At 67.6% G+C, this 26,127-nt stretch carries 22 protein-coding genes; 6 read left to right on the top strand and 16 right to left on the bottom strand.

Going from position 1 to position 26,127, the window contains the following annotated elements; genetic code table 11:
* Nucleotides 1-495 carry an AAA family ATPase gene (locus ACFTSF_RS21130; protein ID WP_380155352.1) on the top strand — a complete coding sequence of 165 codons (495 nt, stop codon included), beginning with the start codon at nucleotides 1-3 and terminating at the stop codon, nucleotides 493-495.
* On the opposite strand, the gene ACFTSF_RS21125 is transcribed toward ACFTSF_RS21130, so the two are convergent.
* Complete coding sequence (locus ACFTSF_RS21125; RefSeq protein WP_380155351.1) at nucleotides 458-1,726, bottom strand: diguanylate cyclase; 1,269 nt, start codon at nucleotides 1,724-1,726, stop codon at nucleotides 458-460. The genes ACFTSF_RS21130 and ACFTSF_RS21125 overlap by 38 nt on opposite strands.
* 229 nt (nucleotides 1,727-1,955) lie before the next feature.
* Complete coding sequence (locus tag ACFTSF_RS21120; RefSeq protein WP_380155350.1) at nucleotides 1,956-3,173, bottom strand: MFS transporter; 1,218 nt, start codon at nucleotides 3,171-3,173, stop codon at nucleotides 1,956-1,958.
* Nucleotides 3,174-3,261: 88 nt separating this feature from the next.
* Between ACFTSF_RS21120 and ACFTSF_RS21115 the strand changes: the two genes are divergently transcribed.
* The gene (locus tag ACFTSF_RS21115) at nucleotides 3,262-3,936 is read left to right on the top strand and encodes an alpha/beta hydrolase (RefSeq protein WP_380155349.1); all 675 of its coding nucleotides are present in this window, start codon (nucleotides 3,262-3,264) and stop codon (nucleotides 3,934-3,936) included.
* Here the strand turns inward: ACFTSF_RS21115 and ACFTSF_RS21110 are convergent.
* The 5 genes from ACFTSF_RS21110 to ACFTSF_RS21090 are packed head-to-tail and all read right to left on the bottom strand — an operon-like array spanning nucleotide 3,914 to nucleotide 9,556.
* Nucleotides 3,914-5,068: a Gfo/Idh/MocA family protein gene (locus tag ACFTSF_RS21110; protein WP_380155348.1), complete on the bottom strand. Its 1,155-nt coding sequence runs from the start codon at nucleotides 5,066-5,068 to the stop codon at nucleotides 3,914-3,916. The two genes, ACFTSF_RS21115 and ACFTSF_RS21110, sit on opposite strands and share 23 nt — an antisense overlap.
* The gene (locus tag ACFTSF_RS21105) at nucleotides 5,065-6,114 is read right to left on the bottom strand and encodes a Gfo/Idh/MocA family protein (protein ID WP_380155347.1); all 1,050 of its coding nucleotides are present in this window, start codon (nucleotides 6,112-6,114) and stop codon (nucleotides 5,065-5,067) included. Before ACFTSF_RS21105 ends, ACFTSF_RS21110 begins: the two co-directional genes overlap by 4 nt.
* A gap of 21 nt (nucleotides 6,115-6,135) precedes the next feature.
* A complete protein-coding gene (locus ACFTSF_RS21100) occupies nucleotides 6,136-7,746 on the bottom strand; it encodes an extracellular solute-binding protein (RefSeq protein WP_380155346.1) in 1,611 nt (536 codons plus the stop codon).
* 2 nt (nucleotides 7,747-7,748) lie between these two features.
* On the bottom strand, nucleotides 7,749-8,651 hold the full coding sequence (locus tag ACFTSF_RS21095) for a carbohydrate ABC transporter permease (RefSeq protein ID WP_380155345.1): 903 nt from the start codon (nucleotides 8,649-8,651) through the stop codon (nucleotides 7,749-7,751).
* Nucleotides 8,648-9,556, bottom strand: coding sequence for an ABC transporter permease subunit (locus ACFTSF_RS21090; protein WP_344148706.1), 909 nt, complete (start codon nucleotides 9,554-9,556; stop codon nucleotides 8,648-8,650). Before ACFTSF_RS21090 ends, ACFTSF_RS21095 begins: the two co-directional genes overlap by 4 nt.
* Before the next feature lie 118 nt (nucleotides 9,557-9,674).
* Here ACFTSF_RS21090 and ACFTSF_RS21085 point away from each other — a divergent pair, with 118 nt between their 5' ends.
* The 3 genes from ACFTSF_RS21085 (at nucleotide 9,675) to ACFTSF_RS21075 (ending at nucleotide 13,013) form a co-directional block, all read left to right on the top strand.
* Complete coding sequence (locus tag ACFTSF_RS21085; RefSeq protein ID WP_380155344.1) at nucleotides 9,675-10,703, top strand: LacI family DNA-binding transcriptional regulator; 1,029 nt, start codon at nucleotides 9,675-9,677, stop codon at nucleotides 10,701-10,703.
* Nucleotides 10,700-11,275 (top strand): HAD family hydrolase, encoded by a 576-nt coding sequence (locus tag ACFTSF_RS21080; RefSeq protein WP_380155342.1) that lies wholly within the window; start codon nucleotides 10,700-10,702, stop codon nucleotides 11,273-11,275. The genes ACFTSF_RS21085 and ACFTSF_RS21080 overlap by 4 nt, the downstream gene beginning before the upstream one ends.
* A 115-nt stretch (nucleotides 11,276-11,390) precedes the next feature.
* Nucleotides 11,391-13,013 (top strand): RICIN domain-containing protein, encoded by a 1,623-nt coding sequence (locus ACFTSF_RS21075; RefSeq protein ID WP_380155340.1) that lies wholly within the window; start codon nucleotides 11,391-11,393, stop codon nucleotides 13,011-13,013.
* Nucleotides 13,014-13,029: 16 nt separating this feature from the next.
* Here the strand turns inward: ACFTSF_RS21075 and ACFTSF_RS21070 are convergent, their stop codons facing one another.
* Together ACFTSF_RS21070 and ACFTSF_RS21065 are read right to left on the bottom strand one after the other, a co-directional pair.
* Nucleotides 13,030-15,546: an SEC-C domain-containing protein gene (locus ACFTSF_RS21070; RefSeq protein ID WP_380155339.1), complete on the bottom strand. Its 2,517-nt coding sequence runs from the start codon at nucleotides 15,544-15,546 to the stop codon at nucleotides 13,030-13,032.
* A 13-nt stretch (nucleotides 15,547-15,559) separates the two neighbouring features.
* Nucleotides 15,560-16,264: a hypothetical protein gene (locus ACFTSF_RS21065; protein WP_380155337.1), complete on the bottom strand. Its 705-nt coding sequence runs from the start codon at nucleotides 16,262-16,264 to the stop codon at nucleotides 15,560-15,562.
* Between the two features lie 33 nt (nucleotides 16,265-16,297).
* On the opposite strand from ACFTSF_RS21065, the gene ACFTSF_RS21060 reads away from it, so the two are divergent.
* Nucleotides 16,298-17,095, top strand: coding sequence for an aldo/keto reductase (locus tag ACFTSF_RS21060; protein ID WP_380155335.1), 798 nt, complete (start codon nucleotides 16,298-16,300; stop codon nucleotides 17,093-17,095).
* 1 nt (nucleotide 17,096) lies between these two features.
* Here the strand turns inward: ACFTSF_RS21060 and ACFTSF_RS21055 are convergent, their stop codons facing one another.
* From ACFTSF_RS21055 to ACFTSF_RS21025, 7 genes are all read right to left on the bottom strand, one after another.
* Complete coding sequence (locus tag ACFTSF_RS21055; RefSeq protein WP_344148685.1) at nucleotides 17,097-17,882, bottom strand: hypothetical protein; 786 nt, start codon at nucleotides 17,880-17,882, stop codon at nucleotides 17,097-17,099.
* A 72-nt stretch (nucleotides 17,883-17,954) separates the two neighbouring features.
* Nucleotides 17,955-19,232, bottom strand: a complete 1,278-nt coding sequence (locus ACFTSF_RS21050) for an epoxide hydrolase family protein (protein WP_380155333.1) — start codon at nucleotides 19,230-19,232, stop codon at nucleotides 17,955-17,957.
* A 99-nt stretch (nucleotides 19,233-19,331) separates the two neighbouring features.
* Nucleotides 19,332-21,950: an ATP-binding protein gene (locus tag ACFTSF_RS21045; protein WP_380155331.1), complete on the bottom strand. Its 2,619-nt coding sequence runs from the start codon at nucleotides 21,948-21,950 to the stop codon at nucleotides 19,332-19,334.
* A 9-nt stretch (nucleotides 21,951-21,959) separates the two neighbouring features.
* A complete protein-coding gene (locus tag ACFTSF_RS21040) occupies nucleotides 21,960-22,607 on the bottom strand; it encodes a response regulator (protein WP_380155330.1) in 648 nt (215 codons plus the stop codon).
* Complete coding sequence (locus ACFTSF_RS21035; protein ID WP_380155329.1) at nucleotides 22,604-23,731, bottom strand: sensor histidine kinase; 1,128 nt, start codon at nucleotides 23,729-23,731, stop codon at nucleotides 22,604-22,606. Before ACFTSF_RS21035 ends, ACFTSF_RS21040 begins: the two co-directional genes overlap by 4 nt.
* The gene (locus tag ACFTSF_RS21030) at nucleotides 23,728-25,218 is read right to left on the bottom strand and encodes an alpha/beta hydrolase (protein WP_380155328.1); all 1,491 of its coding nucleotides are present in this window, start codon (nucleotides 25,216-25,218) and stop codon (nucleotides 23,728-23,730) included. The genes ACFTSF_RS21035 and ACFTSF_RS21030 overlap by 4 nt, the downstream gene beginning before the upstream one ends.
* Nucleotides 25,219-25,325: 107 nt before the next feature.
* Entirely contained in the window at nucleotides 25,326-26,012 is a 687-nt protein-coding gene (locus ACFTSF_RS21025; RefSeq protein WP_380155326.1) for a class I SAM-dependent methyltransferase, read from the bottom strand.
* Nucleotides 26,013-26,127 lie beyond the last annotated feature (115 nt).

Genomic DNA, 26,127 nt, shown 5'->3' with positions numbered 1-26,127 from the left:
ATGCCCCCAAGACTCGTCCTGCTCTGCGGCACAGCCTTCTCCGGCAAGAGCACGGTCGCCCGATCCGTGGCACCCAGCCTCGCCGCCACCATCGTCAGCCTCGACGAGATCAACGCCCGCCGCGGCCTGTGGGGCGGCGACGGCATCCCGGTCGAGGAGTGGATCCGCACCCACGCCGAAGCCAGCGCCGAAACCCGCGCCCTACTCACCGCCGGTACGTCGGTAGTCGTCGACGACACGAGTTCCCCACGCTTCCTCCGCGACGCCTGGCGCGCACTCGCGGCCGATGTCGAAGCCCAGTTCACCCTGCTCTACCTGGACATCGACCAAGCCACCATCCACGCCCGCCGAACCGCCAACCAGACGAGTGGCGGCCGCCAAGACGTCACCGACGAGGTCCTCACCCAACACCTAGCGGAATTCGACCCGCCGCATCCAGACGAGAACGCGGTCTACCTCAGCTCAGTTGACCCGGAGTCCGGTTGGGCGCTGTGACAACCCGGTTCCGCCCTGACTCCTTGGCCGCATAGGTAGCGGTATCAGCCGCCATCAACAACACATCAAGACTGTGCCCGGCGGTTGGGTACGTCGCTGCCCCAATAGAACAGGTAAGCCCGTCGACAAGCGTGGTTCCGGTCGGGGCAGTGACTGTGACGACCAGGCTTGAGATGCGATGCCGAATCCGCTCCGCGGTGTGAAGAGTGTCGGCGGAACTGGTGTTGGGGAGCAGGATGGCGAACTCTTCACCACCTAGCCTCCCGATCAGGTCGTCGGTGCGGATCTCGTGCTTCAGCTCGGCCGCGATCGCCTTCAGGACCTGGTCGCCGGCCAGATGTCCGTGCGTGTCGTTGACGTTCTTGAAGTGGTCGAGATCGAGGTAGAGGATGCCGAGCGGGGTATTGGTGTTCTGGGCGCGTTCGAGCTCCTTGGCGGCGATCTCGTGCCAGAACATGGTGTTCGCCAGCCCGGTGCTCTGGTCGGTGCGTGCGGCGAACTGGAACTGCCCGACGAGCAGCGCCCGGTGCAGACCGAGCACCGTGATCAGCAACGCCACACTGAGCCAGGGCTGGTACATCAGGAGGGCCGCCGTGCTGATGCCGAGGCCCTGTGCACCGGCCACGATGAGCTGATCCGACAGTTGCCCCAGCGCCTTGCTGGCGTTGGCGTCCGGATTGGACAGGAGAACGGCGCCGACGACCAGCGCGAAGTTGATCAGCCAGTACGCGAGCGCGGCGGCGGTCACCGCGATCAGGCCGATGAGTCCACCGGCGAAGCCGGGATCGTTGTCAGGGTTGATGGTCCGCAGACACATGACGGCGACGGCCGAACCGAGGACGACGGTCGAGGCGGAGAAGTAGCCGCGATGGGGTGGGCTTCGCCGGAGCCGGGCCCACGAGTGCACGTAGCTGACCGCGATCACGGCGATCGCCAACGGTGGAGGCAGGATCAGGATGGCCGCGAAAATCCACATCGACTTCAGGTTCACGTAGGTCGAGCCCTCGGAGACGACCTCACGCAGCCGCTCGATCTCCCGGCCGGCCTCGACATGCAGAGCTGAACCGACGACGAGTGCGGCGAAGCGGATCCAGTCGTCGGAGCGAACATCCAGGTCGATGAACGAGACACCGACGACGGCGAGCGCGAGGGCGTCGACGATCAGCACGTAACCCAGCACGACCGATGGCGCGGACCAGAGCGCCCAGCGGGTAGGTAACCACTTGGACACCGGCGCGTCAGTGTCACGACGGTGCCTGCGGCGCAGCCTCCAATGGCGGATACTCGGCATTAACGTTTCCCCCAGCCCCACTCGTCCTCGTTTTCAGAGTAAACGCGACATCACCGAAAGTCACTGCGGTGTCAGGTAGCTGTCAGGTACTGGTGGCGGACCGGTTCTCGGGAGGAGGTGCGTCGCGATGCGGACCAACGACTGGCACTGAGCTGACGCAGTGGCGTCCTCACAGCAGCGCCCGCCGGTACCCTCGGGCGGCCCAGACTGCGTAGATGACGCCCAACACCCCCGCACCGGTCACGACCAAGGCCGGTTTCCAATGGTCCGCCGCCGCCCCGGCGACCAGGATTCCCATCCCCTGAGCGACTACCAGCGCAGTGCGGGCCAGGCCGATCACCTGGCCGCGCTGCGCATCAGGGATCTCTTGCACGAATGTTGCTTGCGCGAGCGGCATGAAGCAGGCGCACATTCCCGACAGCATCCACAGTCCTACCGTTACCCATAACCCCGGCTGGAACACGCATCCGATCAGTACGGCGCAGGTGCCGATCGCGAGTGGGCCCATCATGGCCATCCGGCGGGCCGGGGGGATTCGTGATGCCGCGAGGATGCCGATGACCTGGCCGGCCGGGTTCGCGGCGAACAGGATGCCGGCGGCAATCGGGCCGCCACCGACAGAGGCGGCGTACGGCGTGGCCAGTCCTTCGACCGTGATGTAGAAGCCAGGCACGCAGATGAGGGCGAGCAGGTAGCGCAGTCGGCGGTTGTGCCAGACCAGGCGGGCGCCCGCGACCAGTGAGCCCCACCAGCTCGGCCGGGCGGTCGGGTCGTCGCCGAGAGGGACGGGACGTTCCTGGACGCCGAACCGCAGTAATACGGCCGAGACCGCAAAAGAGAGCGCGTTCAGCGCCAGCGCCTGGCTGGAACCGAGCAGCGCCACGATGGTGCCGCCAGCCACAAAACCAGCCAGCTGAGCGGCCTGAACGGTCACTGTCGACAGCCCGACGGCCGCTCGGTAGGTGTCGCCGCTCATCAGCGTCGCCAGAAACGCCGTACGGGCTGATTGGAACGGCGCGGCGAGTAGCTGCACCGCGACGAGCAGCACGCACAGGATCCACAGCGGCGTGCCCGGAATCGCCATCAGCGCCACCAGCACCGCACGTGCCGCATCGCAACTGACCATGATCCGGCGTCGAGGGAACCGGTCCGCCAACCCGCCCAGCAGCGGCCCGCTCACAACATCCGGCAACATTGTCAGTGCATAAGTCAACGCGGACAGCCCCGCCGAGCCCGTGCGGTCAAACACCAGCACCGCAAGCGCAACCCGCGCCAGTTGGTCCCCGATCACCGACCCGACCAGCGCGAGCCACGACCACCTGAACTCGGCAACCGCGAAAACCTCCGCGTACGTCGCAGAGCGTTCTGGCTGACCGGGGCGGGACATGAACCTCAACGTACTGACTGCCCCCACGCCCCTGCTCGCCGTACCGGTGCGCCGTTACCGCTTCGAAGCCGACGGTAGCGTCAAACGTATGACAGACGTGATCCTCCTCCACGGCGCCTGGCACCAACCGGCGCACTTCGACGAACTGGCGGGTCTGCTGCGCTCACGCGGGCTCAGCGTCGAGGTTCCGGACCTCTACGAACTGACCCTGGATGAGAGCATCGCCCTCGTCGACGAGCTCGTCGCGGCCTCCGAGGTTCCGCCGTTGGTGGTCGGTCATTCGTTCGGCGGGGTCGTTGCGGGCACGATCCGGGGTGCCCGGGGGCAGATCTTCCTCGCGGGCTGGTTGCTCGACGCAGGCGAGTCGCCCGGTCAGCTACTGGCCGAAGTCGCCGCGGAGACCGGCGCCCCGCCCAATGGCCTGGCGATGGCCCCCGACGACAACGGGCGCCTCGCCCTGGACCCCGCCGACGCCCGCGTGAACCTGTACGGCGACGTGGACGACGCCACGGCGGCTCGTGCCATCGCGCTGCTCCGCCCTGAACCACCAGCCATCTTCGGTGCCGCGCCAACCCAGGTCACCTGGCACGACACTCCGACCATCTACCTCGCCGGCAGCGAGGACCAGGCCGTCCCCGCTGCCCTTACGAAGCGCTTCGCCGCTCGCTGCACGACCTCCGAGACCTGGCCGACCAGCCACTCGCCGTACCTCAGTCAACCCACCGAGGTAGCCGATCTGATTACGTCATCGTCTGGTCGATGACAGCCTGCGGTACGTCGCCGTGGAGGGCTCGGTAGAACGGGTGTTCCGGGGTCAGGTCGGCCCGCCGGATCGCCGTACCGGTGAGGGCCGACGCGTAGAGCGCGGTCACGAACTCCATCGTCGGCCGCGTGCTGGCCAGCGTGGTCTCGTGGGTCCGCCCGGCCAGCAGGTCGCTGACCAGCCGGCCGAGCTGGGCCTCGTGGTTGCTCGGTACGTCGTCGCCCGCCGAGGCAACCCACGGATCCGCGCCGGAATCGACCTCCGATGACGAGCCGGTACGACGGACGCCCGGATCAAGCCCGAGTGTCGCAGCGCGCGCCGCGTCGGGGACCGGATGGAACGTCCAGTCCGCATCGGAGTACCCGTACAAGTGGTTGACCTCGAGCGAGCCGCCGGTGGTGTCGATGCGGATCCGGCTCAGCTCCCGCGGCGACAGCAAGCTGTTGATAACAGTTGCCACCGCACCGCTCTCGAAGATCACCGACGCCATCGAAACGTCCTCGAACTCCACCGGCCGATCCAGCCGGACCGCGGTCGCGGTCAGCGACTTCCAGGGACCGAGCAGGTGCAGTAGCAGGTCGATCTGGTGGATGCCGTGGCCGAGCGTCGGCCCGCCGCCCTCGCCGACCCACGTGCCGCGCCACTCCGGGTCGAAGTAGCTGACCGGCCGGAACCACAACGTCTCGCAGACGGCGACCTGCGGCTTCCCCAGCGAGCCGTCGGCCAGCAGCGACGCGGCGCGCAGACCGCCCGACCCGTGCCGATGCTGGAAGACGACGTACACCGAACCCGCGCTCGCATGCTCAGCCGCCGCCACCGCGTCCATCTCGGCCAGGCTCAGTACCGGCGGCTTCTCCAGCAGCACGGACTTGCCGGCAGCAAGGATCTCGATGGCGAGTTCGGCGTGACTGCCCGGGGGAGTGGTGACCGACACCAGGTCCGGATCAGTTGCCGCCAGCAACTCGGTGGCGCTCGCGAACGCCGTACCGCCGATCTTGCCGGCGAGCTCCTCGGCCTTGGCCAGGACGATATCGGCCACCCCGACCACCTCGGTCGGGGCAGCGGCGTACGACCGGGCGTGGCTGCGGCTGATGTTGCCGCAGCCAACGATCGCGACCTTGAGCACCGTCATTCGGCGGCTCCGCGGATGACCGCCTGCTGCTGCGCGGTCAACGCCAACCGCATGGTCTCGAACGTGTGCTCCTGCGGTGCCGCCGTACTCGTCCGGTCCCGCACGTCGTTCACGAGGTCGGCGTAGTACGTCAGCTGCACGTCCGCACAGTCGATGTACTCCATGCCCTCGTGATTGACCAGGAAGACGTGGTCAGTGCCCGGCCGCCCGGCGATGTCGACGTACTTGCGCAGCTCGATGTAGCCCTCGGTGCCGAGGATCATCAACCGGCCGTCACCCCAGGTCGGCAGGCCGTCCGGCGTGTACCAGTCGACCCGGATGTAGCCCTGCGCGTTCTCGCTGCGGATCAGCAGATCGCCGAAGTCCTGCAGACCGGGCTTGTCCGGGTTGGCGAAGTTGCCGACCGAGCTCGCCACGACCTCGGCGGTCCGCGAGCCCGTGTAGAAGAGGAACTGGTCGATCTGGTGGGACGCGATGTCGACCAGGATGCCGCCGTACCGGTTCTTGTCGTAGAACCAGTCCGGCCGCCCGGCGCCACCGCCCAGGTGACCGCGGTCGCCGATCCGGTGCGGTCCGAGCCCGATGGTCTGCACGACTGTGCCGATCCGGCCCTCGCGGACGAGCTCACCGGCCTTGACCGCCGAGCGCACCTCGAACCGCTCCGAGAACGTCACCGACCAGAACCGACCACTCTCCGCGACGGCCTTCTCGATCTCCTCGAGTTGCGCGAAGCTGACGCAGCCGGGCTTGTCGGTGACGACGTCCTTCCCGGCGCGCAGGGCGGCGACCGCGATCGGCCCGCGCCGGTCCGGTACGGCGGCCGTCACGATCAGGTCGATCCCCTCCCGCTCGATCAGCTCGGCCGGGTCGTCGACGACCGGTACGTCGGGATACCGCTCCCGGACCTGGACGGCGATCGCTGCCGCCGGATCCTCGGTCGCCATCGCGACGAATTCGGCGCCGGCGTCGATCAGACCGGCGATCTGACCGTGGATGTGGGCGTGATCAAGACCGACGGCCGCGAACCTGACGGTGTTGGTGGTCAAAACAGTTCCCTTCAACGTGAATCAACGGGACGATTCGAGTGCCTGAGCGAACTCTTCGGCGATCTTGTCACCGCCGCCACTCTTCCATTTTTTCACCGCACCGGCCCAGGCGGAGACCGGCTTACGGCCCTGGATGATGTCGTTGGTGATCTGGGTGATGTCGGTGGTCAGCTGCGGGCCCTTGCGGACGTTGGTCTCGGAGTACATCCCGGCCACCGGATCCGCCACCGCGGTCGGGCAATTCTGCTTCATCGCGGTGAACTCGGCCTCGGCGTCGCCCGGCTTCTCCGGCAGGAAGATCGTCCACGGCGCGTCGGCCGTGTACATGAGCCCGAGCTGAACTTCGCTGAAACCCTTCTTGGTCAGCACCGGACTGCCGTCGACGACCTGGTGGTGCAGTCCCGGCTGGCCGTACTTGCGGAACAGGTACTCCTGGGTGCCGAACGGCGTCGCGAGGAAGTTCAGGTAGGCCAGCAGCGTCTCGACCCGGGCCTCGGACTTCTTGCTGATTGCGGCGAAGCCGATCGCCGGCGCACCCAGCCAGATCCGGCCCGGTCCCGAGCCGTCGTGTTTCGGCGGCCCGATGATCGCGATCTTGGCCTCCTTGTCCACCGCGGTCTGCAGGTAGCTCGGCCAGGCGCTGAAGGTGTCCTGGACCAGCGCGCTGGATCCGTTCCCGAACCGCACCTTGAGGTCCTGGTTCTGGCCGGAGAAGCCGTCAGGGTGGATGTACCCGGCGCTCCACAGCTTGCGCAGCGCTTCGAAGACGTCTTCCTGCGCCTCGTGCTCGAGGTTGCTGACGAGCGTCTTGCCGTTCTCACTCCAGTTGTTCGGGATGTCGAACATGTTCCGGACGAACTGGGTCGGCGAGCCCGCCAGCGCGAACCGGTTGTTCCGCTTGTCGGTCAGCGCCTTGCAGAGCTCGAAGAAGTCGTCGAGGTTCTTGATGTCACCCTGCAGTCCCTGCTTGGCCAGGATGTCCGCCCGGCTGTAGAGCGTCTGCGAGCTGATGGCACCGCGGGGGATCGGTACGCCGAAGATCCGGTTGCCGAAGATGCACGGATTCCAGGCCGTCTCGGGCAGGTTCGCGAGGAACGGGTACTTCTTGATGTTGTCGCCCGACAGGTGTGGCGTCAGGTCGACGGCCTTTGCCTCCAGCAACTGTGGCACCTGCGGAACCGCGCCGACCAGGAAGATGTCGCTGAGCCGGTCGCCCGCGACCACAGTGGCGAACTTCTGGGTGTAGTCGACCGACGGCGTCAGGTTCACCGTGACCGGCGATCCGACTCGCTTGTTGAACTCCTGCCAGAAGCTGTTCTGTTCGAGTCGCGGCGGGATCGGCGTATTCGTGTAGGTCAGGACGTCGATCGGCTTGCCGTCACCCGGTGGGTTCTGGATCGCCTGCACCGGATTGGCGGGGTAGCGGGTGAAGGCGTTCGGGATGTTGTACTCCGCACCCGGCAGGTCGGCCTTCACCTCGGTATAGCGCTGGTACGTCGGCCGCACGCCGGCGGCGGTGCCGCCGCCTCCGGTCTCGCCGCCGCGACCTTCGTTGGAACAACCGGCGAGGCCGATGGCCGCGGCGCCGGCGAGCAGGGTACGGCGGCTCAGCCGCGCATCGTGATTACTCATTCTCAGCCCTTCACTGCTCCGGTCAGCACGCCCTTGGCGAAGTGCCGCTGGATGAACGGATAGACACACAGGATCGGGACGACCGAGATCATCAGGATCGCCATCTGAATCGAGGTTTGCGGCGGCAGCGCCTCACCGGCTGCACCGAGGTCCTGGGCACCGATCTCGACGCCGTTGACCACGTAGGTCCGCAGTACGAGCTGCAGCGGCCACTTACTGGGGTCGTTCAGGTAGAGCAGGGCGCCGAAGAAGCTGTTCCAGTACCCGACCCCGTAGAAGAGGCCGACCACCGCGACGACCGCCTTCGACAGCGGCAGGCCGATGTGCCAGAACAGCTTCCACTCCGAAGCGCCGTCGATCCGGGCCGAGTCGAGGACCGCGGCCGGCAGACCGATGAAGTACGCCCGGACGACGATCACGTTGAACGCGCTCACCGAGGTCGGCAGGATGACCGCCCACAAACTGTCGAGCAGCCCGAACTGCTGAATCACCAGGTAGCTCGGGATCAGCCCGGGGTTGAAGAGCAGGCTGATCAGCACGAGCAGCAGCAGCGGCTTGTTGCCGACACTGCCCCGGCGGCTCAGCGCCCAGCCGAGAGTGCACGTGAGGAACAGGGCGATCGTCGTACCGACGGCAGTGATGAAGGCGCTCACCAGGAGCGCCTGCGTCACCGTCCCACCGGACAGGATCGACTGGTACGCCGACAGGTCGAATCCGTGCGTGGGGAGCAGCACGAAGCCGCCGGCGCGGATGACCTCCTCCGGCGAGGACAGGCTGGTGGACACGACCCCGACGAACGGGAGCACGACCACCGCGCAGATCGCGGTCAGGAAGATCGCTTTGACGATTCGTTCGGTGAGGCTCGGCATCGGCATGCCGCCGACCAGCACTTGTTGGCGTTTCATCCGCGGTACACCCCTTCCTCACCGAACCGATGGGCGAGTTTGTTGGCGCCCAGGACGAGGATCAGCGCGACCACGCTCTTCACCAGACCGACCGCGGCCGACGTCCCCCAGTCGCCGCCGAGGATGCCGTTGTTGTAGACGTAGGTGTCGAGCACTTCGCTGACGTCTGTCCCGACCGCTTGCTGCTGCAGGATGATCTGCTCGAAACCGACCGTCAGCGAGTCGCCGAGCTTGAGGATCAGCAGCAGGATGATGATCGGCTTGAGCCCCGGCAGGGTGATGTGCCAGGTCTGTTTCCAGCGGCCGGCGCCGTCGACCGCGGACGCCTCGTAGAGCGATCGATCGATCTGCGACAGGACAGCGAGGAACAGGATCGTCGCCCAGCCGGTGTCCTTCCACATCACCTGTGAGGTGAGCAGCGCCCGGAAGGCGTCGACGTTCCCGATGATGTGGACCGGGTCGTACCCGTGCGAGCGCAGCCAGTTGTTGATCATCCCGGTGCCGCCCAGCACCTGCTGGAAGACCGCGACCACGATCACCCAGGACATGAAGTGCGGCAGGTAGATCACCGTCTGCACGAACTGGCGGATCCGGTTCGACAGCAGGCTGTGCAGGACCAGGGCCACCACGATCGGCGCCGGGAAGACGATGACGGTCTGGATCGCGGTCAGGACCAGGGTGTTCTTGACCGCGTTCAGGAACTCCGGGTCGCCGTCGACGATGGTCTTGAAATTGTCGAACTGGGACCACAGGCTCTTTCCCACACCGAGATAGGGCTGGTAATCCTGGAAAGCGATGACATTTCCCCAGAGCGGGAAATAGTGGAATGCGCAGATGATCAGCATTCCGGGGATCGCGAGCAGGAGGACGGGGTAATCGCGACGTAGCCGGGTGAAGAGAGACACTTTCCTCCTTTAGTGGGGAGGGCGCATTAAAAAGTGATCGATCCACTTCTTGATGCGGTAGCTAACCGCAGCCCGCAGAGGGTGTCAAGGGCTCGCCGGATCGGCTAATCTGCTGCCCGTGACAGATCCGGGGGACAAGCGGCCGTCGACCATCCACGAGGTGGCCCGGCTGGCAGGCGTCTCGCACACCACCGTGTCGCGGTACCTGCAGGACAAGGACAGCCTGAAACCGAAGACCAGGATCAAGGTCGAGTACGCCGTGAAGGCGCTCGACTACCGGCCGAATCTGGTCGCCCGCTCGATGCGCACCCGCCGGACGAACCGGCTCGCGATCGTGCTCGCGGCCGGCCCGCATTTTCCCGGCCGGCAGCTCGCTGCCGCCTCCGAGATTGCGCACCAGGCCGGTTACCAGGTCGACATCGTCAGTGTCGAAGGTGGCCCGCGGGCGCGTTCCGCGCGGATCGAGGATTTGGCCAGATCGGGTCAGATCGACGGAATCCTGGCGATTTCCTCGATCGACCTGAAAGGCGCGAAGCGGCTCGGCATACCGATTGTCCGGAGCGAGAGTCATGACGAGAAGCTGCACGTGCTGGGCCAGCTCGCCGGTGCCTCCGAGGTCCGCGAGATCATCGAATACCTGAGTTCGCTGGGGCACCGGACGTTCTTTCACGTGGCCGGCGACCAGGAGTTCGCCTCGGCCCGTAACCGCAAGAACGTCTACCTGGAGACGATCGAGCGGCTCGGCCTGCGCTCGGTCGGCGTGGTCGACGGTGACTGGTCCGGCCAGTCCGGATTCGACGCGATCACCGCGTTGCCGGCCGACTGTGGAGTCACCGCGGTGGTGGCCGCCAACGACGTGATCGCGATGGGCGTGATCCGCGGCGCGCGGTCGCGCGGCTGGGACGTGCCTGGCGACCTTAGTGTGTTCGGATGGGACGACGAGGACATGGGCCGGTTCGCGACCCCGTCGTTGTCGACGGTGGCCGTCGACCGCGAGGCCCAGGGCCGTGATGCGATCTACCGGCTGCTCGCCGAGATCAACGGACAGCCCGCTCCGGAGCCGTCCGTGCTCACCGTGAACCACGTCATCCACCGAGAATCGACCGCGCCACCGCCCCAGGCGGACGGGCGCTCGGAGGCACAGTGAAACTCTTCGCAAGGCTGGCCGCGGCAACCCTCGCGGCCGGCGCCTTGGTCCTGCCCGCGATCCCGGCAACGGCCGCCCACCCCGCCGCCACCGCGACCCGTTGTTCGGTGGTGTGGTTCGACCTCGGCAACACGTTGGTCGACACCAAGGTGGCTGGGCGGATGACGTGGATGGAGGGTGCACAACGCCACCTCCGGCAGTTGCGGGCGGTCGGCGTACCGGTGGGGTTGATCACGAACGTGCCGCCGGAGTGGGGTGCTACCGATGCCGAGCGGGCGGCGGCGACCAAGGCGTACGTCGACGGTCAGTGGGCCGAGGCGGATCCGTTCCCGTGGGCACAGTTCGGTGACCGCATCCTGACCCCGCGGACCAAGGCCGAGTCGAAGCCGGCCCTGGCCTTGTTTGAGCGCGGCAAATCAGCCGCGTCCCCGTGCAGGTCGTTCTACGAGGGGGAGACCCCGGCCGAGATCACCGCGGCCGAGCAGGCGGGTCTGATCGGTTACCTCACCGGCCAGCCGGACCAGCCCGCCTTCATCCCGCTCTGGCGCGTGCTGTTCCCCACCAAGCCCTAACCGAACATGTCGGAGGACTGTCGTCACTGACAGATCGGTGACAGGGTGTCGGGTGCATCATGAATACATCGTTGTAACCGATCTGTCCCCGCCCCGACGCATTGGAGAAGCTCCGATGAAGCGCGCACTGATGCAACGCTGTCTGCTGTTGCTCACCACCGGCCTGTTGCTGGTCACCGGCCTGGTGGCCGGCCAAGTCCCCGCCTCGGCTCAGTCAGCTGCTCCTGCCGCCAGCGGCACTTTGCTGCAGCCGGCCGGAGCGAGCCTCTATCCGCGAGCCGTCCGCCTGCAGTACAGCGGTACGGCGAACGGCCGAATCCTCGCGAGCGTCGTCTCGTTCCGCGGCTCCGCGAGCGGTGTCGGCGTGATCCACGAGAGCACGAACGGCGGCGCGAGCTTCGCCGAGGTTGGCGTGGTCGCCGATCCCGAAGCTGCCAACAACCAGGGTCTGTGCTGCGCGACGCTGTTCGAGCTGCCGCGGCAGATCGGCTCGATGCCGGCCGGGACCCTCCTCTGGGCCGGTTCGGTGGGTTCGAACGACCGCCCGATGGCCCTCCGGATCTGGCGGAGCAACGACCTCGGCCGGACCTGGAGCTACCTGTCGAACTGCGCAACCGCGCCGAACGACCGCGGTCTGTGGGAGCCCGAGTTCTCCGTGGCCGCCGACGGCCGGCTGGTCTGTCACTACGCCGACGAGACCGACGGCGTACACAGTCAGAAGCTGATGGAGGTCCGCAGTAGCGACGGCGTGAACTGGACCGACCGGCAACCGACAGTGCAGAGCACTACCGGCGGTCACCGCCCGGGCATGCCCGTGGTGCGTCAGCTCAACTCGAGCTTCTACATCATGGTCTACGAGATCTGCGGCCTCGGCGGGCAGTACGACTGTGTCGTCCACAAGCGCACCTCGAGCGACGGCTGGAACTGGGGATCGCCGAGTGACCTGGGCATCAGGCCACAGACCATCGACGGCAAGTACTTCGCGCACACGCCAACGATCGCGGTCGTCGGCAACAAGCTGCTGCTGATCGGGCAGATCCTGCTCAACGGCAACGGTTCGGTTGCCGCGGACAACGGTCGCACGATACTCGCCAACACCGAAGGCGCCAACGGCAACTGGTACGAACTCGAGGCCCCGGTCCAGGTCCCGAACCCGGTCAACCACTACTGCCCGAACTACAGCTCGCCGCTAGTCGGTTCGGCCGACGGAACCCGTGTGCTGCAACTCGCCAGTGACTTCAGCAACGGCGATTGCCAGACGTTCTTCGCCACTGGCTCCGCAATCGGCACCGGCGCGGACACCGGCGTGGCCGGCGGAGCGACGTACCGGCTGCTCAGTGCGCAGAGCAGTCACTGCATGGACGTTGCCGCGGACTCGCGTGAGTACGGCGGCCGGATCCAGCAGTGGTACTGCAACGGCCTCGGCCCGCAGAACTTCCAGTTCACCGCCGAGGGCAACGGCTACTACCGGATGAAGGGCCAGAACAGCCAGCTCTGCGTCGAGGTCACCAAGAACTCCTTCGAACCCGGCGCGAAGATCCAGCAGTTCGCCTGCCAGGACGGCGGCTGGCAACGCTGGAAGTTCGTGAACGTCGGCCGCAACTACTACCAGGTCATCGGCCAGAACTCCGGCCTCTGCCTCGACGTAGCCGGCGGCTCCACCGCAGCCGGCGCCGACCTCCAGATCTGGCACTGCAACAACCTCCAGCCCCAGATCTGGAAACTCGAACGCCGCTGACGGCACTCGAGGACGCTCAGGATCCGGCGGCCGGCAGGTCGAGCGCGGCACGCAGGCGGGCTGGGCTCATCGTGCCCGGCCCGTCGGCCTCCGGGAACGATGCAAGCAACCTGATCAGGTCGTCACGACGAGTGGGATCCGCGGCAGCCTGACGCGGCGTGATCCCATCCAGCGCCGGGATCGGATCCGTCAACCACTTCTGTTCGTACTCGAGAACGAACTCCTCGAGTACGGCGGCGGTCGCCGGATCGACCGGACCACCGATTGCGCCGCGGCCGTGAGTCGGCTCGGCGGCGAGCGTGGCCAGCTCGCGCGTGTCGCGGGCCGGCCGCCGCGACTCGCTGACCAGGACGATCGCAGGCATCAGTTCGCGAATCGTTGTGACGACCCGCTCGTGCCGGCTCTCGCTGTTCGTCTCGATCTGCAGGGTGTCGCCGCTCAGCCGGAGAGTTGCGCTGATGCGCAGCAAGCCGTCGGTCGTCACGTGCTCGAGCCAGGTTGGCTCCCGCGGATCGTCGCGGTCGAACTGCTCGTCGAGGAACTTGCCCAAGGCAACTGGGTCCGTCGTGTGGAGGGTGGCCTCGCAGAAAACCAGCGGATCGCCTTCGGTGTTCTGCAGGACTGCCGGCGCGAAACGCCGGGTGAGGAATTCGACCAGTTCGTCCGGCATTGGTTCGGAGTCGAGCAAGGCGATGAGTTCGTCGCGCTGATGCAGTGCAACGGGCTCGATCCCACCGAAGATCTGCGCGGTGTCGCCGGCCCCGGCAACCCGGGCGCAGATCAGCTCGCCAGTGGTCAGGGCGGTACTGGCAGTGCGTTCGCGGACCTGCTGGACATCGCCGGTCCGCAGGTCGCGCAGCGTGAGGTGCTCGCCGGGGTGGACATCCGTCACCTCGTGAACCGAGCGAGAAGTCAGCAGCCACTGCTGCGCGAGCAGTTGCTCGTCATCCGGCAGCAGGACGCCTCGAGTACTGAGGAAGTCCTCCAACAACCCACCTTCGAACAACAAGACGTCAGCGATGAGTGGGTCCGAGAGTGCCGCCTCGAGCTCGTCATCGGTCTCGGCATACTCAGCGCGCAGGTCACCCAGCTGGTCGTACAAGATCTGGCGGGGCGGGTCGTCCAGGTACCGCTCCGCCTTCTGGTACAGCCACCGTGCGCGCTCCTCCAGCGGGAGCCCCCTGTTGGTGAGGTGGCACTTCTTGTACTTCTGTCCTGATCCGCACCAGCACAGGTCATTGCGACCGAGGTCCGCGCGCGGAGCGGCGTCGTACCGCTCGAGAGCCTGCAGCATGGGATCATCGTCGGGCGCCCCGATGCGCCGGAGCAGCGACAGGCCACGCGTGGCGTCACCACGGTCGAAGGCGTAGCGAGCCAGGTCGAACGCAGCCAGCGGCCAGTCCGGATCGAGCGACTCGGCGGACAGCAGCGTCTGCTCGGCGGTCGCGATGTCGCCTTGCAACTCCTGGGTCTTGGCGCGCAGCCAGCGCAGTGCGGGACGGGTGGTCCGCGGCATCAACGGTTCGAGGGCCTCGGTGAGCAACCCTAGGGGCGCGGCCCGGTCGGCTTCGTAGCCGGTCGTGTGCACCAACAGCGCACTGACGACGATCGGCTCGTCCAGAAGCGCGAGCAACTCCTTGATCTGTCCGGTCAATCCGTCGAGCAGGGTGCCGTCGGCCATCTGCTCGTACATACCGGTGGCTGCGAGCACAGCCAGGGCTTCGTCGTCGTCCAGCTCGAAACGATCCATGACGCTCTTGAGGCTGCTGTTCATCCGCCACGCGGCGAAGTCGAAGTCTTTCCGCGCCACCCAGTCGACGAGCCGGGCCAGGCCGTTCGCGGCGAACAGTTCGTCCAGTGGCAGCAGCGGCTCGCGGAAGAGTTCGGGATCCTCGGCACACACCGTCCAGATCGCCGTGTCGAGCTGCTCGGGCTCACGCCGGTCCAGTACGGCGGTCAGCGCCTCCACGACCGCCGTCGTCGCCTTCGCGTCGACCGGCGCATCCGAAACCTCGAGCGCGAGCCCTCCGTCCGCAATCCGCAGAGCAATCACGTCACCGGGTCGAACACCCTTGCTACTCCAGTAACCACCGGGCAGCAGGACCACTTCGTAGTCGGTCACCTCCTCGAGCGGCACGCCCCGCTCGGCGAGCTTCTCGGCTTCGAAGGGAACAACGATCAACTCGACCGGTGTGCCGTCGAGCAACCGAGCGTCGTCGGTTTCGAACAGGAGCGCCGCCGCCGTGAGATCGGGCGTCAGGAACAGGAGGTCGTGGGCGGCCTCCACGTCCGTCACCCGGCGGACGAACACCCGCCCGGCAAGCAGGCTCGGCAACCAACCCCAGCGACCGTCGCCGAGGAGCACGATCTGGCTGTCGGGCACCTCGTCGAGCGCTTCCGCCCAGCCGTCCACAGGCAGCGGGCCGAGATCGACGCCGCGACTGTCCAGCTCGGCGAAGAGCTGATCATCCGTCAGCGGTCCACGCGCAGCAAGGATCTCCGCGGCAGACTCCAGCACTGCGTCGTACGGCACGTCGAATCTCCGATTACCTCGTGGGAATGCTCGGTCGGTAGCCCGCTGCGGCGAGCCAGGCCCGGGCGCGCCCCAATTGGCGCTCGTCCCGGAACAGCGTCCAGCGCGTGAGCTGATCTTGCACGGCCTCGCCGTCCAGGACGCGGCGGAATCGCCGAAAGGCACCTTTGCCTTCGAGCGCCTGCCGGAGTTGCTCTTTGAGCGGTCCATCCGCCAGGCTGCTGGTGAAGTCACGCATGTCCCAGTAGCCCGAGCTGCTCTCCGGCTGAAAGTACCGGATCCGCTCGTCGTCGAAGTCTTCGCTGTCATCATCGAGCCACTCGGGAGGATCAGCGTCGAGCAGGCCCGGCGGGTAGACGTCCCCGGTGATCAGGTCGAGGGCGCCGTCGCCTTGCATCGGATCCCCGTCGAGTGCTGAGCCCAGCAACGACAGATCAACCGGTACGGCGGTCAGCGCCGGCCGCGCAGCTGGTTCCGCCGGACTGAGCTCGGCCAGCAGTTCGGCGGCGAGTTCACGATCGCCTTCGGCATCGCGCTGCTGAAGGGCCGCGCTACAACGCTGGACGAGTTCTCGGTCGGCGCGGTCGCCTGCCCGGAGGAGTTGTTCGCCCGCATGGTGGAGAACCGGTTCCAGCGACCGGCCCTCCGACAGCACCTCGAGCTCACCCATCCGCAGTCGGCGCTGGGCCGCGCGGTCCCAGAAGTCGTCGTCGCCCATGGACCGCAACTCTAGGCGACGTACTGTGGCCGCATGACTCTGAAGCTTGTGAACGGTGCCGAGATTCCCGCGCTGGGGCTGGGGGTGTGGCAGACGCCGGATGGTGCGGAGTGTGAGCGCGCGGTCAGTACGGCGCTCGAGGCCGGCTACCGGTTGATCGATACAGCCCAGGACTACCGGAACGAGGTGAGCGTCGGGAAGGCGATCCGGGCCAGCGGGATTCCGCGCGAGGAGATCTTCCTGACCACGAAGTTCCGCCCGGTCAGCGACGACCCGTACGCCGCCGCCGAGCAAAGCCTTGAGCGCCTTGGACTCGACTACGTCGACCTCTATCTCGTGCACTGGCCGCAGGGTGGCCCCACCTGGGCTTGGCCTGGCATGGAGAAGGCGGCCCAGGCAGGGTTCGCCAAGGCTATTGGCGTCTCGAACTTCAGTGCCACCGAATTGGCCGAGCTGGCCAAGGTCGCCGAACTCCAGCCCGCCCTCAACCAGGTCTACTTCAGCCCGTTCGCCTACCGCCGCGCCCTGCTAGAAGCCGGTACGGCGGCCGGCCTGGTCACCCAGGCCTACAGCCCACTCGGCACCGGCAATCACCTCACCGACCCGACCGTCGGCCGGATCGCGACCGAGGTCGGCAAGACCCCGGCCCAGGTCCTGATCCGCTGGGGCCTGCAGAAGGGCCTGTCCGTCATCCCGAAGTCTGCGAACCCGGACCGCATCCGCGAGAACTTCGCCATCGACTTCGAACTGGGCGATGCCGCCGTGGCCGAGCTTGACGCTCTCGACCGGACCGGCGGCACCGCCGAGTCCAACGAACACAAGTGGTGGTGACTCAGTACGAGTAGTCGCAGCTCGCCGTACCGGAGCCGAGGGTCATTCCCGTGTACGGCGAGCGGACCGTCACCCAGACCGTGCGTGTCCCGTAGACCCCGGGTGGCCGGTAGGTGATGGTGTCGGTCCAGCCGACGTCGCTGAAGGCCCCATCCACCGCGGACCTGCGGTGGGTCGCCCGCAGGTAACGCGCGGTGCCGAACACCGGCTCGTTGGTCCTGCTCTTGGCAGTGGTCTCGTACTCGTACTTGATCTCCAGCCCCGACGGCTGCGGCTCGTTGTACTGCGCGCCTTCGACCGCGGCGGTGATGGTGCTCGCCTCCTCGTCACACGACAGCGTGACCTTCGTGCGCGTGTCGTAGGCGCAGTACGCGGATCGTTCGGCGAGGAAGTCGCCGGACAGGTTCTTGACCGTCGCGACGACCTTCTCGGTGTAGAAGAGGTTGCTGCTGATCGGGAAGCTGCGCTGGTATCCCGCGACCGTCAGGTTGCCGTCGGCGTCCGACTTGCCGGAGACGGTGGTGGTCGTCCCGAAGGCCGGGATCTTGGCCGAGGTCGTCGCCGTGGCCGAGTAGCCGGACTCGACCTTGAAGTCGACCTTGACCGGCCAGTTCGCCGCCACGCTACCGACTCCGGTGACGCCGGTGCGGATGGTGTTCGTGGCCGGGTCACAGGTGATCCAGGCACGGAAACCGTTGGTTGCGGCCGAGGCCGGAACGACGGTCAGAAGTGAGAGGAGCAGGCCGGCGGCGGCAGCCGGCACCGCCGCCAGGCGGAAGTTCTTCACAGGGTCCCTCCCAGGGAGTCGAATCGTGCCCGAGGATTCGACCACGCTGCGCGGTCACCCACTAGACCAGAATTAGCGCAGCGTCTTGAAGGCGGTGCGCAGTTCTTGGGTGAGGAGGTCGGGCTGCTCCCAGGCGGCGAAGTGGCCGCCGCGGTCTACCTCGTTCCAGTGGATGAGGTTGCCGAAGGTCTGCTCACCCCAGGTGCGCGGAGCGGGGTAGATCTCGCCGGGGAAGACGGTGACCGCGACTGGGAGCCGGGGGATCGGTACGGCGTTGAACGGGCCGCCGCCGGCTTGGGCGCCTTCCCAATACGAGCGTGAGGACGACGTACCGGTGTTGGTGAGCCAGTAGAGCGAGATCGCGTCCAGGATCTCGTCGTAGGTGAGGACCTTCTCGGGGATGCCGCCGCTGTCGGTCCACTCGGCGATCTTGTCGTAGTAGTACGCGGCCATCGCGACCGGTGAGTCGGCGAGTGCGTAGCCGATGGTCTGCGGGCTCTGGTTCATCATCGCGGCATAGCCGAAGCCGTCGCGGTAGAAGTGCAGGAGCCGGTCGTAGGCGACCTTCTCGCGTGGGGTGAGGGTCTTGGGCGCCGCGTCGAAGTTGCGCAGGTGTCGCAGTACGTCGTCAGGCACCGTGCCAGGCATGTTGATGTGGATCCCGAGCAGTCCCTTGGGCTCCTGAGTCGCCAGGACCTCGGAGATGATCGCGCCCCAGTCGCCACCCTGCGAGACGTACTCCGAATAGCCGAGCCGCTGCATGAGCTGGTGGAACGCGGTCGCCATGTGGCCCGGGTTCCAGCCGACCTTGGTCGGCCTGCCGGAGAACCCGTACCCCGGCAGGGTCGGCAGCACGAGGTGGAACGCGTCGTCGGCCTTGCCGCCGTGCGCGGTCGGGTTGGTGAGCGGGTCGATGATCTTCAGCAGCTCGATGATCGAGCCGGGCCAGCCGTGTGTCATCAGCATCGGCAGCGCGTTCGCGTGCTTGGAGCGGATGTGCGCGAACTGGATGTCCAGGCCGTCGATCGAGGTGATGTACTGCGGCAGCGCGTTGAGCTTGTTCTCGACCTTGCGCCAGTCGTAGTGCGTACCCCAGTACTCGACGAGCGGCCGAACCCTGTCCAGCTGGGCGCCCTGGGTGCGGTCCGCGACGGTCTCCCGGTCGGGCCAGCGGGTGGCCTTGATCCGCCGCCGGAGATCGGTGATCGCGGTCTGCGGCACCTTGATCTTGTACGGACGGATCCGCGGGTCGTCGTGCGCGGTGCTGGCGTGCGCCAGGTCGGGTACGCCGAACTGGACGGCGGCCGCACTCGCGGCGGCGAGGCCGAGGAACTGACGACGATCGGTCATGGGGGAGGCTCCTTCTGCGTGGCGGACCGGCATGTGCCTGTCCACCATCGCCAGCCCGGCCCCGCGTCGCCCCAGGGATCCCACTGGGGGAGTCCCTGGTCACCGCGGCAGGGCGTCCCGCAGCTGTCGCCGGGACGTAATCCCGAGCTTCGCGAACGTCTTCCGCAGGTGCCACTCGACGGTCCGCGGACTGAGGAACAGCTGTGCAGCGATCTCGGGGTTGGTCAGTCCGTCGCGGGCCAGCCCGGCGATCTGCGCCTCCTGCGTGGTCAGGTCGTTCGCCGTCTCGACCGAGCGCTTCCGAACCGTCTCGCCGGTCGCGAGCAGCTCATGCCGTGCCCGCTCCGCGAACGCCCCGAGCCCCAACGCGGTCAGCGCGTCGTACGCCGTCCGCAGCTCGCCGCGTGCGTCCGCGCGACGGCCTTCGCGACGCAACCACTCGCCGTACAGCAGCCGGCTGCGTGCGGCCTCGCCCTGCAGGATCGTGCGGTCGAGGCACTCGATGGAACGCTGGTACTGCGCCTCGTCGCCATCCCGAAGCGCCCGCACGCGCGCCTCGATTCCGCGACTCCAGTCAGTCGGTACGGCGGTTGCTCGCTCACTCAACCAGGTCAGCGTCGACTCGACCAGCTTGCTGTCGCCGGTCCGGGATGCGGCTTCGCCGAGCTCGCCGGCGATCAGAGCGCCGTACCCGATGATGTCCTGGTCGAAGATCCACTGGGCCGCGTCGCGGGCGAGTTCGTAGCGACCGAGCCCGTTGTTCAGCACGGCTTGGGCATACCGGTTGAGCACACCAGCGCCAGTGCCGGTCACTTCGGTACCGCGGAAGGCGGCGAGCAGCAGGCCGCCGTACTGGATCGAGGGGTTGCCGGTGGCGGTCGCGATGCGGTCTTGTTCGTCGACCATCCGGGCCGCCTCGGCGAGTTCACCCGACAGGCAATGCAGGGCCGCGCCGAAGTCCAGCGCGAACTGCAGGCGCAGCAAGGCGCCGGTCTGCCGGGCGAGCCGTTCCTGGCGGGCAACCAGCCTGCGCGCGCTCTCGAGGTCCCACAGGTCGATCGCGATGATGCCGGTGGCCAGGTGCCCGGTCGGCTCATCGGTGTGATCCCGCAGCTCGGCCGCGATCGCCTTGACCAGCCCCGGCGCCGCCTCGACATAGCCACTCGTGAACCGCGCGGCGAGCGCCTGCAGGAGCGAATCCTCCGGGGCAAGAGGTGCCGGTACGGCGGCCGCCGCCTCCGCGACGATTCCGTTCGCCTCGCGCCCGGCCGCCCAGATGGCTGCGGTCAGGGCAGCGAGATGGGTGCTCTGGGCAAGGTCGGGTTTGAGCGGTTCGAGTTGCCGCGCGGCGTCGAGCAGCGTCGCAGCCGCCTCGTGGTTGCGGCCTTGATCGAACTGGATCTGACCGCGCAACCGCTGGGCCAAGGCCGATCGCAGTTCGTCCGGCGGACCGTTCTCAAGCTGGTCGAGGAGACCGAGCGCGGTGTCGAGCGCGCCACCGGCACACCGCGCGGTCGCGGCAGCGAGCAGGCGTTCGGCTCGGCGATCGGGGTCGAGGGTCAGCTCGACCGCTCGTTCGAGGAAGGCGCCGGCGGCGAAATGGCCGCCGCGTTCGCGGACTCCGGCCGCGGACCGTTCGAGCTCGGCGGCGACGTCCTCGTCGGGGAGCGGGGCTGCCTGCCCGCGATGCCACGCGCGCCGGGCCGGGTCGCGATCCGGATCCGTCACCTCGGCCAGCGCCAGATGTGCGGCCTGCCGATCCGACGCGGCCGCAGTCCGGTACGCCGTCGATCGGACCAGCGGATGCCGGAATCGGATGTGGGTGCCGAACGTGATGAGCCCCGACTCAAGGGCCGCGGTGGCCGCGTCGGCACCAAGCCCCATGCGTTCGGCGGCGCGCCAGAGCAGGGTCGGATCGCCGAGCGGTTCGGCGGCGGCCAAGGTGAGGAGCTGCCGGGCCTCGGCCGGTAAGTCGTCCAGCCGATGTTCGAAGCTCTCCTCGATCAAGGCGATCCGGCCGTCGGCGCGACCGACGCCGGTGTGCGGAAGTTCAAGCAGCGCAAGGGGATTGCCCTGCGCCTCGGCGACGATCCGGTCCTTGACCCGCGGATCGATCAGTCCCGGGACGGTCGACTCCAGCAGGGTCTGGGCATCGGCCCGATCCAGTCCGCCGAGCTCCAGCTCGCGCAGCCCGGTGAATCCGTGATCGAAGCCGTTGCGGACAGCAATGATCATCACCACCGACTCGGCGTTCAGCCGGCGGGCGACGAAGGCGAGGATGAGTTCGGACATCTTGTCGAGCCACTGCGCGTCGTCGATCACACAGACGAGCGGCTGGTCGGCGGCCGCGTCCGCGAACAGGTTCAGGACGGCAAGCCCGACCAGGAACGCGTCCGGCGTCGGCCCGCTGACCAGGCCGAACGCCGTACCGAGGGCTTCGGCGAGTGGGGCCGGAAGCCGGTCGCGGTGATCCATAAGTGGCTGGCAGAGCGGATAGAGACCGGCGTACGCGAGCTCCATCTCGGCCTCGACCCCGGCGGTCCGGGTGAACACGCAGCCGCTGGTCCGCGACTCCATTGCCTCCAGCAACGCCGTCTTCCCGACGCCGGGCTCACCGCGCAGGACGAGGACCGCACTGCGGCCGCCACGGGCCGCGTCGACCAAGCGGTCGAGTTCGGCGCTCTCCAAGCGCCGCCCCACGAGCTCTGCTCTGCCCACCAGGGCATGCTAGCGAACGAGCCCTGATTCCCAGGCCCAGACGGCGACCTCGGTCCGGTTGCGGGCGGTGATCTTGCGCTGGATCGCGGTCAGGTGTGACTTCACCGTGGACAGCGAGATCAGCAGCTCCTTGCTGATCTCGGCGTTGGTCCGGCCGCGGGCGACGGCCATCGTGACGTCGAGTTCGCGCTGGGTGAGCGCCGGTACGGCGGGCCGCGCCTTCCCGCTCGGTCCGCTGAACTGGGCGAGCAGCCGGGTCGTGATCGACGGGGAGACCAAGGACTCGCCGTTCGCCGCCGCATGCACGGCCTCGACCAGCAGTCGCGGACCGGCGTCCTTCAGCAGGAAACCGCAAGCACCGGCGCGGAGAGCCTCGTGCACGAGCTCGTCTAGATCGAACGTCGTCACAACCAGTACACGCAACGGGTCGGCGACATCCGGGCCGGCCAGGATCCGGGTCGCGGCCAGGCCGTCGACGAGCGGCATCCTGATGTCCATCAGCGTCACGTCCGGCCGGAGTTCCTGGGCGAGGGACACGGCCTGCCGACCGTCGGCCGCCTCGCCGACCACCTCGACCCCGGGCTCACGCTCCAGGATCAGCCGGAACCCCGTCCGCACCAGAGCCTGGTCATCGGCCAACAACACCCGCAACGTCACGATCCCTCTTTCGGTAGGGGTAATTCGGCGAGAACCCGCCAGCCGCGCTCACCATCTGGTCCGGTGGTCAGCCGGCCGCCGAGTGCCTCGATCCGTTCGCGCATCCCGATCAGCCCGTAACCATCCGCCGTACGGCGGGAGCGGGCGACCCCGTCGTTGCCGATCGCAACGCGCAGCCGGCGGTCCTCGACATCGACCGCGACCGTCACGTGCCGCGCCTCGGGCGCATGTTTCGCGACATTTGTCAGCGATTCAAGCACGATGCGGTGGACGGTCGAGACGGTCTCCGGAGCAACCGCCAACTCGGCGAGACCCGGTGCCAATTCAAGTGCGACCCGATCGTTGCCATCGACAACAGACTCGATCGCCTCGACGAGACCGCCGGTCGTCACGGGCGGGGCGTCTTCGGGACTACGCAGTACGCCGACCAGCCGTCGTACCGCGGCGAGCGCCTCGGAACCGGCCTGCTCGATCTCGCCGAGCATCTCGTGTTCGGTGCTGTCGGCAAGCACCACCTGGGCCGCTTGCGCGCGGACGACCACACCGGTGATGTGGTGCGCGACGAGGTCGTGCAACTCCCGGGCCAGAGCCAGCCGCTCGCGGTTGCGGGCGGCGGCCAGGGCAGCCTCGCGGCGGGCGTCGCTGTCGCGCAACATCAGCCCGACCGCCACCCCGACTCCCCACAGGATCGCCCAGAAGATAGCGACAGTCAGCCGCGGCTGGTCCTCGCCGTACCGGAGTTGAGGTGCGACGACCATGGCCGCCCCACCGAGTACGGCGAGGATGCCCGCCCGGAGTGAGGCGAGCCGATGGCAGCAGGCGCCGATCAGGAGCGCGAGCCCCGTGGTCTCGCAGTCACCTCCCAGCGGCGCGGACGGCGTGGAGAGCAGGCTGACACCGCTGACCAGCAACGAGATGGCGATCGCCACAGCCGCGAGCTGCCCGGTCCATCCGGGGTAGCGACGGCGCAGCAGCGCGAGGACACAGATGACCGCGCCCGACGAGTAGTAGAGAAGCTCGCCGGGCTGGGCTCCGTTCAGGATGATCCGCCGGATCAGCTCGTCGACGTTCAGGCCGGCGAGGAGCAAGATCTCGAGGATCATCACGGCGCGGGAGCGTGTCACCGAGGCGCCGCCGCGGCCGAGCAGGCGTAGTCGTGCGCCGGGCGAACGCCGGTGGTCAGGAAGGTCGTTACCGCGTAGTTCGCGCACCGGTTGCGCCCGAACAGGTAGACGCCATGACCGCCTTCATCGGCCGTGACCATCGTGGTCCGCTGCCCCAGGGCCTGCCGCAGCTTCCGGGCGCCGACCAGGGGAGTGGCGGGATCGCGGAGGTTCTGCACCATCAGCACATTAGCCGGACCGTCGTCATTGACGCGGACGGGTGGCTCGGTCGCGTCCGGCCAATAGGCGCACGGCTGGATGTTGGCCCCGGCCGCACCCCACAGCGGGTAGCGAACGCGATCGACGGCGACGGCACGCTGGTAGGTCGAGACCGACGTCGGCCAGCGCGAGTCGTTGCAGATGATGGCGTACCGGCCCGAAATGAGCTGGTCGGCACCGCTCGCAGCCGACTTCGTCTCACCAGGCGGAGCCGGCGGCTGGTTCGCGTCCAGCGACTTCCACAGCTGGGCAAGCACCGGCAGCTGCGCTGCGCCGTACGAGTAGCCGAAGGTGATCAGCCGGAACATGGCACCGTCGTACACGCCGTCGGGTGCGACCACCGGCTTCTTGTCCAGCCGCGCCGCCAGCGCGTGGTACTTCGCGATGACCTGAGCCTGCGTCCGGCCCAGCCCGTACTCACGGAAGTTGGCCGCGACGTACGCTGCGAAGTCCGGCAGCCGGTCCTCGACACCCTGACTCCACAGTCGGTCGCTGGGGTAGTCCCAGCCGCCCGGAGCGAGGTTGCTGTCGAGCACGATCCGGTCGCTGCGCTGCGGGAACAGCGTCGTGTAAACCGCCCCGAGATGCGTGCCCCACGACGCACCGAGGTACGACGCTGTGGTCTCACCGAGTGCGCTGCGGATCTGGTCCATGTCGCGTGCCGTGTTGGCAGTCGACATGTGGGGGAGCAGCGCGGCCGTCTCCGAACTCCAGCACTGCTTGGCGATCTGCTGTACCTCGGCCGCGCGCTTCGCAACATCGGCCGCAGACTTCGCGTACGGCGGGATGTTCCCGTAGAGCTGCTGTTGCGCAGTCAGGTCGCACGACACCGGCGTGCTGTGCCCGATACCACGCGGATCGAATCCGATCACGTCATAGCTGTCGAGCACACTCTGCGGCATTTTGGCGGCCACCAGCGTGGCCGGATACCCAAGCCCGGCACTAGGCCCACCAGGGTTGACCAGCAGGATCCCGCGCCGCTGATCCGGCTTCTTACTGGCCACCCGTGAGATCGCGATCTCGATCTTCTGGCCGCCCGGATTGCGATAGTCGAGCGGCACTTTCAGCGTTGCGCACTGCATTCCCGCCGGTACAGGCACGCCCGGCGACACATCCGCCGGACACGCGCCCCACTTCAGATCATGTGATGGTTCGGCCTGCGACGTACCGGGGATCAGCGCCGTCGCCACAGTGGCGGCCGCTACCGCCACGGACAAGGTCTTCCGCATCTCGAATTCCTCCCGAGCTTTGTGGACGACCCCAACCCTTCCGGTTGGCTCACCGCCTCACATCCCACGCTCGGCCACTTCAGACCCGGCCAAAAGTACGAGGCTGTTCAGCTGGCCCGGAGGATCATGAACGGCGGCTTGTCGGCCAGCTCGGTCGGCACATCGCGGCCGGTCGCCGCGATCCGCCGTACGGTGTCGTAGCCGGCGGCGTGCAGGCCTTCGATGAGTACGTCGGTCGCCCAACTGCCGGACTGGAAGCTGAAGCTGCCGCCGTCGTAGAAGATCGTGGCCTCGTAGGGCTGGCGGCCGTCGACGGCGGGGCCGTTCGGGTGCTGTTGTACGCCGAACCGTCGATCCTGCGTGCTGAGTACATTCCAGTCGGCGTCGGCGTTGGCGGTCACGAGTAGGAGGTCGTCACCGGCGACGGCGAAACCCTTGAGCATGGCGTCGAGGTCGGCGCGCGTCTCCGCGTGGTTCACCAGCCACATCGCGGTGACGAGGTCGAAGCGGCCGTCCTGGGCACCGCGGGTGGCATCGCCGAGCAAGTACTCGATCTCGCCGGGTACGGACTCGGCGATCGCGATCATCTCCGCGGACAGGTCGACCCCGACGACTCGGTCGGCGCCTTGTGCGGCCCAGAGCCGGCTGTAGAAGCCGGTGCCGCAGCCGACGTCGAGGACGGTTCGCCCGGCTAGTCCACCGACCTCCGCGAGTACGACGTCCTGCTGGAACTGGCCCGCGACGGACAGGTTCCATTGGTCGTAACGGCCGGCCAGCGTTGCGTACGTCTCCATGATTCGAGTCTGTCAGCGGGTTGGCCGCAAACCCCAGCCCCTTCGGGCAGCTGTCAGGGACAGGCGCATACTGCTCCAGGCGACCGGATGAGGCCGGCCGCCTTTCTGCCCACAG

Origin of the sequence: Kribbella sp. NPDC056951, from assembly GCF_042674205.1 — a bacterium.
GTDB classification, from domain to species: domain Bacteria; phylum Actinomycetota; class Actinomycetes; order Propionibacteriales; family Kribbellaceae; genus Kribbella; species Kribbella yunnanensis.
The sequence above is the reverse complement of the archived record's forward strand: the minus strand, read 5'-3'. Positions and strand labels throughout refer to the sequence as shown.

Excerpts from the sequence above, each read along its gene's own strand:
- ACFTSF_RS21130 (WP_380155352.1), top strand. The coding sequence starts at position 1 with ATGCCCCCAAGACTCGTCCTGCTCTGCGGCACAGCCTTCTCCGGCAAG.
- ACFTSF_RS21120 (WP_380155350.1), bottom strand. The coding sequence starts at position 3,173 with ATGTCCCGCCCCGGTCAGCCAGAACGCTCTGCGACGTACGCGGAGGTT.
- ACFTSF_RS21115 (WP_380155349.1), top strand. The coding sequence starts at position 3,262 with ATGACAGACGTGATCCTCCTCCACGGCGCCTGGCACCAACCGGCGCAC.
- ACFTSF_RS21110 (WP_380155348.1), bottom strand. The coding sequence starts at position 5,068 with ATGACGGTGCTCAAGGTCGCGATCGTTGGCTGCGGCAACATCAGCCGC.
- ACFTSF_RS21100 (WP_380155346.1), bottom strand. The coding sequence starts at position 7,746 with ATGAGTAATCACGATGCGCGGCTGAGCCGCCGTACCCTGCTCGCCGGC.
- ACFTSF_RS21095 (WP_380155345.1), bottom strand. The coding sequence starts at position 8,651 with ATGAAACGCCAACAAGTGCTGGTCGGCGGCATGCCGATGCCGAGCCTC.
- ACFTSF_RS21075 (WP_380155340.1), top strand. The coding sequence starts at position 11,391 with ATGAAGCGCGCACTGATGCAACGCTGTCTGCTGTTGCTCACCACCGGC.
- ACFTSF_RS21065 (WP_380155337.1), bottom strand. The coding sequence starts at position 16,264 with ATGGGCGACGACGACTTCTGGGACCGCGCGGCCCAGCGCCGACTGCGG.
- ACFTSF_RS21060 (WP_380155335.1), top strand. The coding sequence starts at position 16,298 with ATGACTCTGAAGCTTGTGAACGGTGCCGAGATTCCCGCGCTGGGGCTG.
- ACFTSF_RS21050 (WP_380155333.1), bottom strand. The coding sequence starts at position 19,232 with ATGACCGATCGTCGTCAGTTCCTCGGCCTCGCCGCCGCGAGTGCGGCC.
- ACFTSF_RS21030 (WP_380155328.1), bottom strand. The coding sequence starts at position 25,218 with ATGCGGAAGACCTTGTCCGTGGCGGTAGCGGCCGCCACTGTGGCGACG.
- ACFTSF_RS21025 (WP_380155326.1), bottom strand. The coding sequence starts at position 26,012 with ATGGAGACGTACGCAACGCTGGCCGGCCGTTACGACCAATGGAACCTG.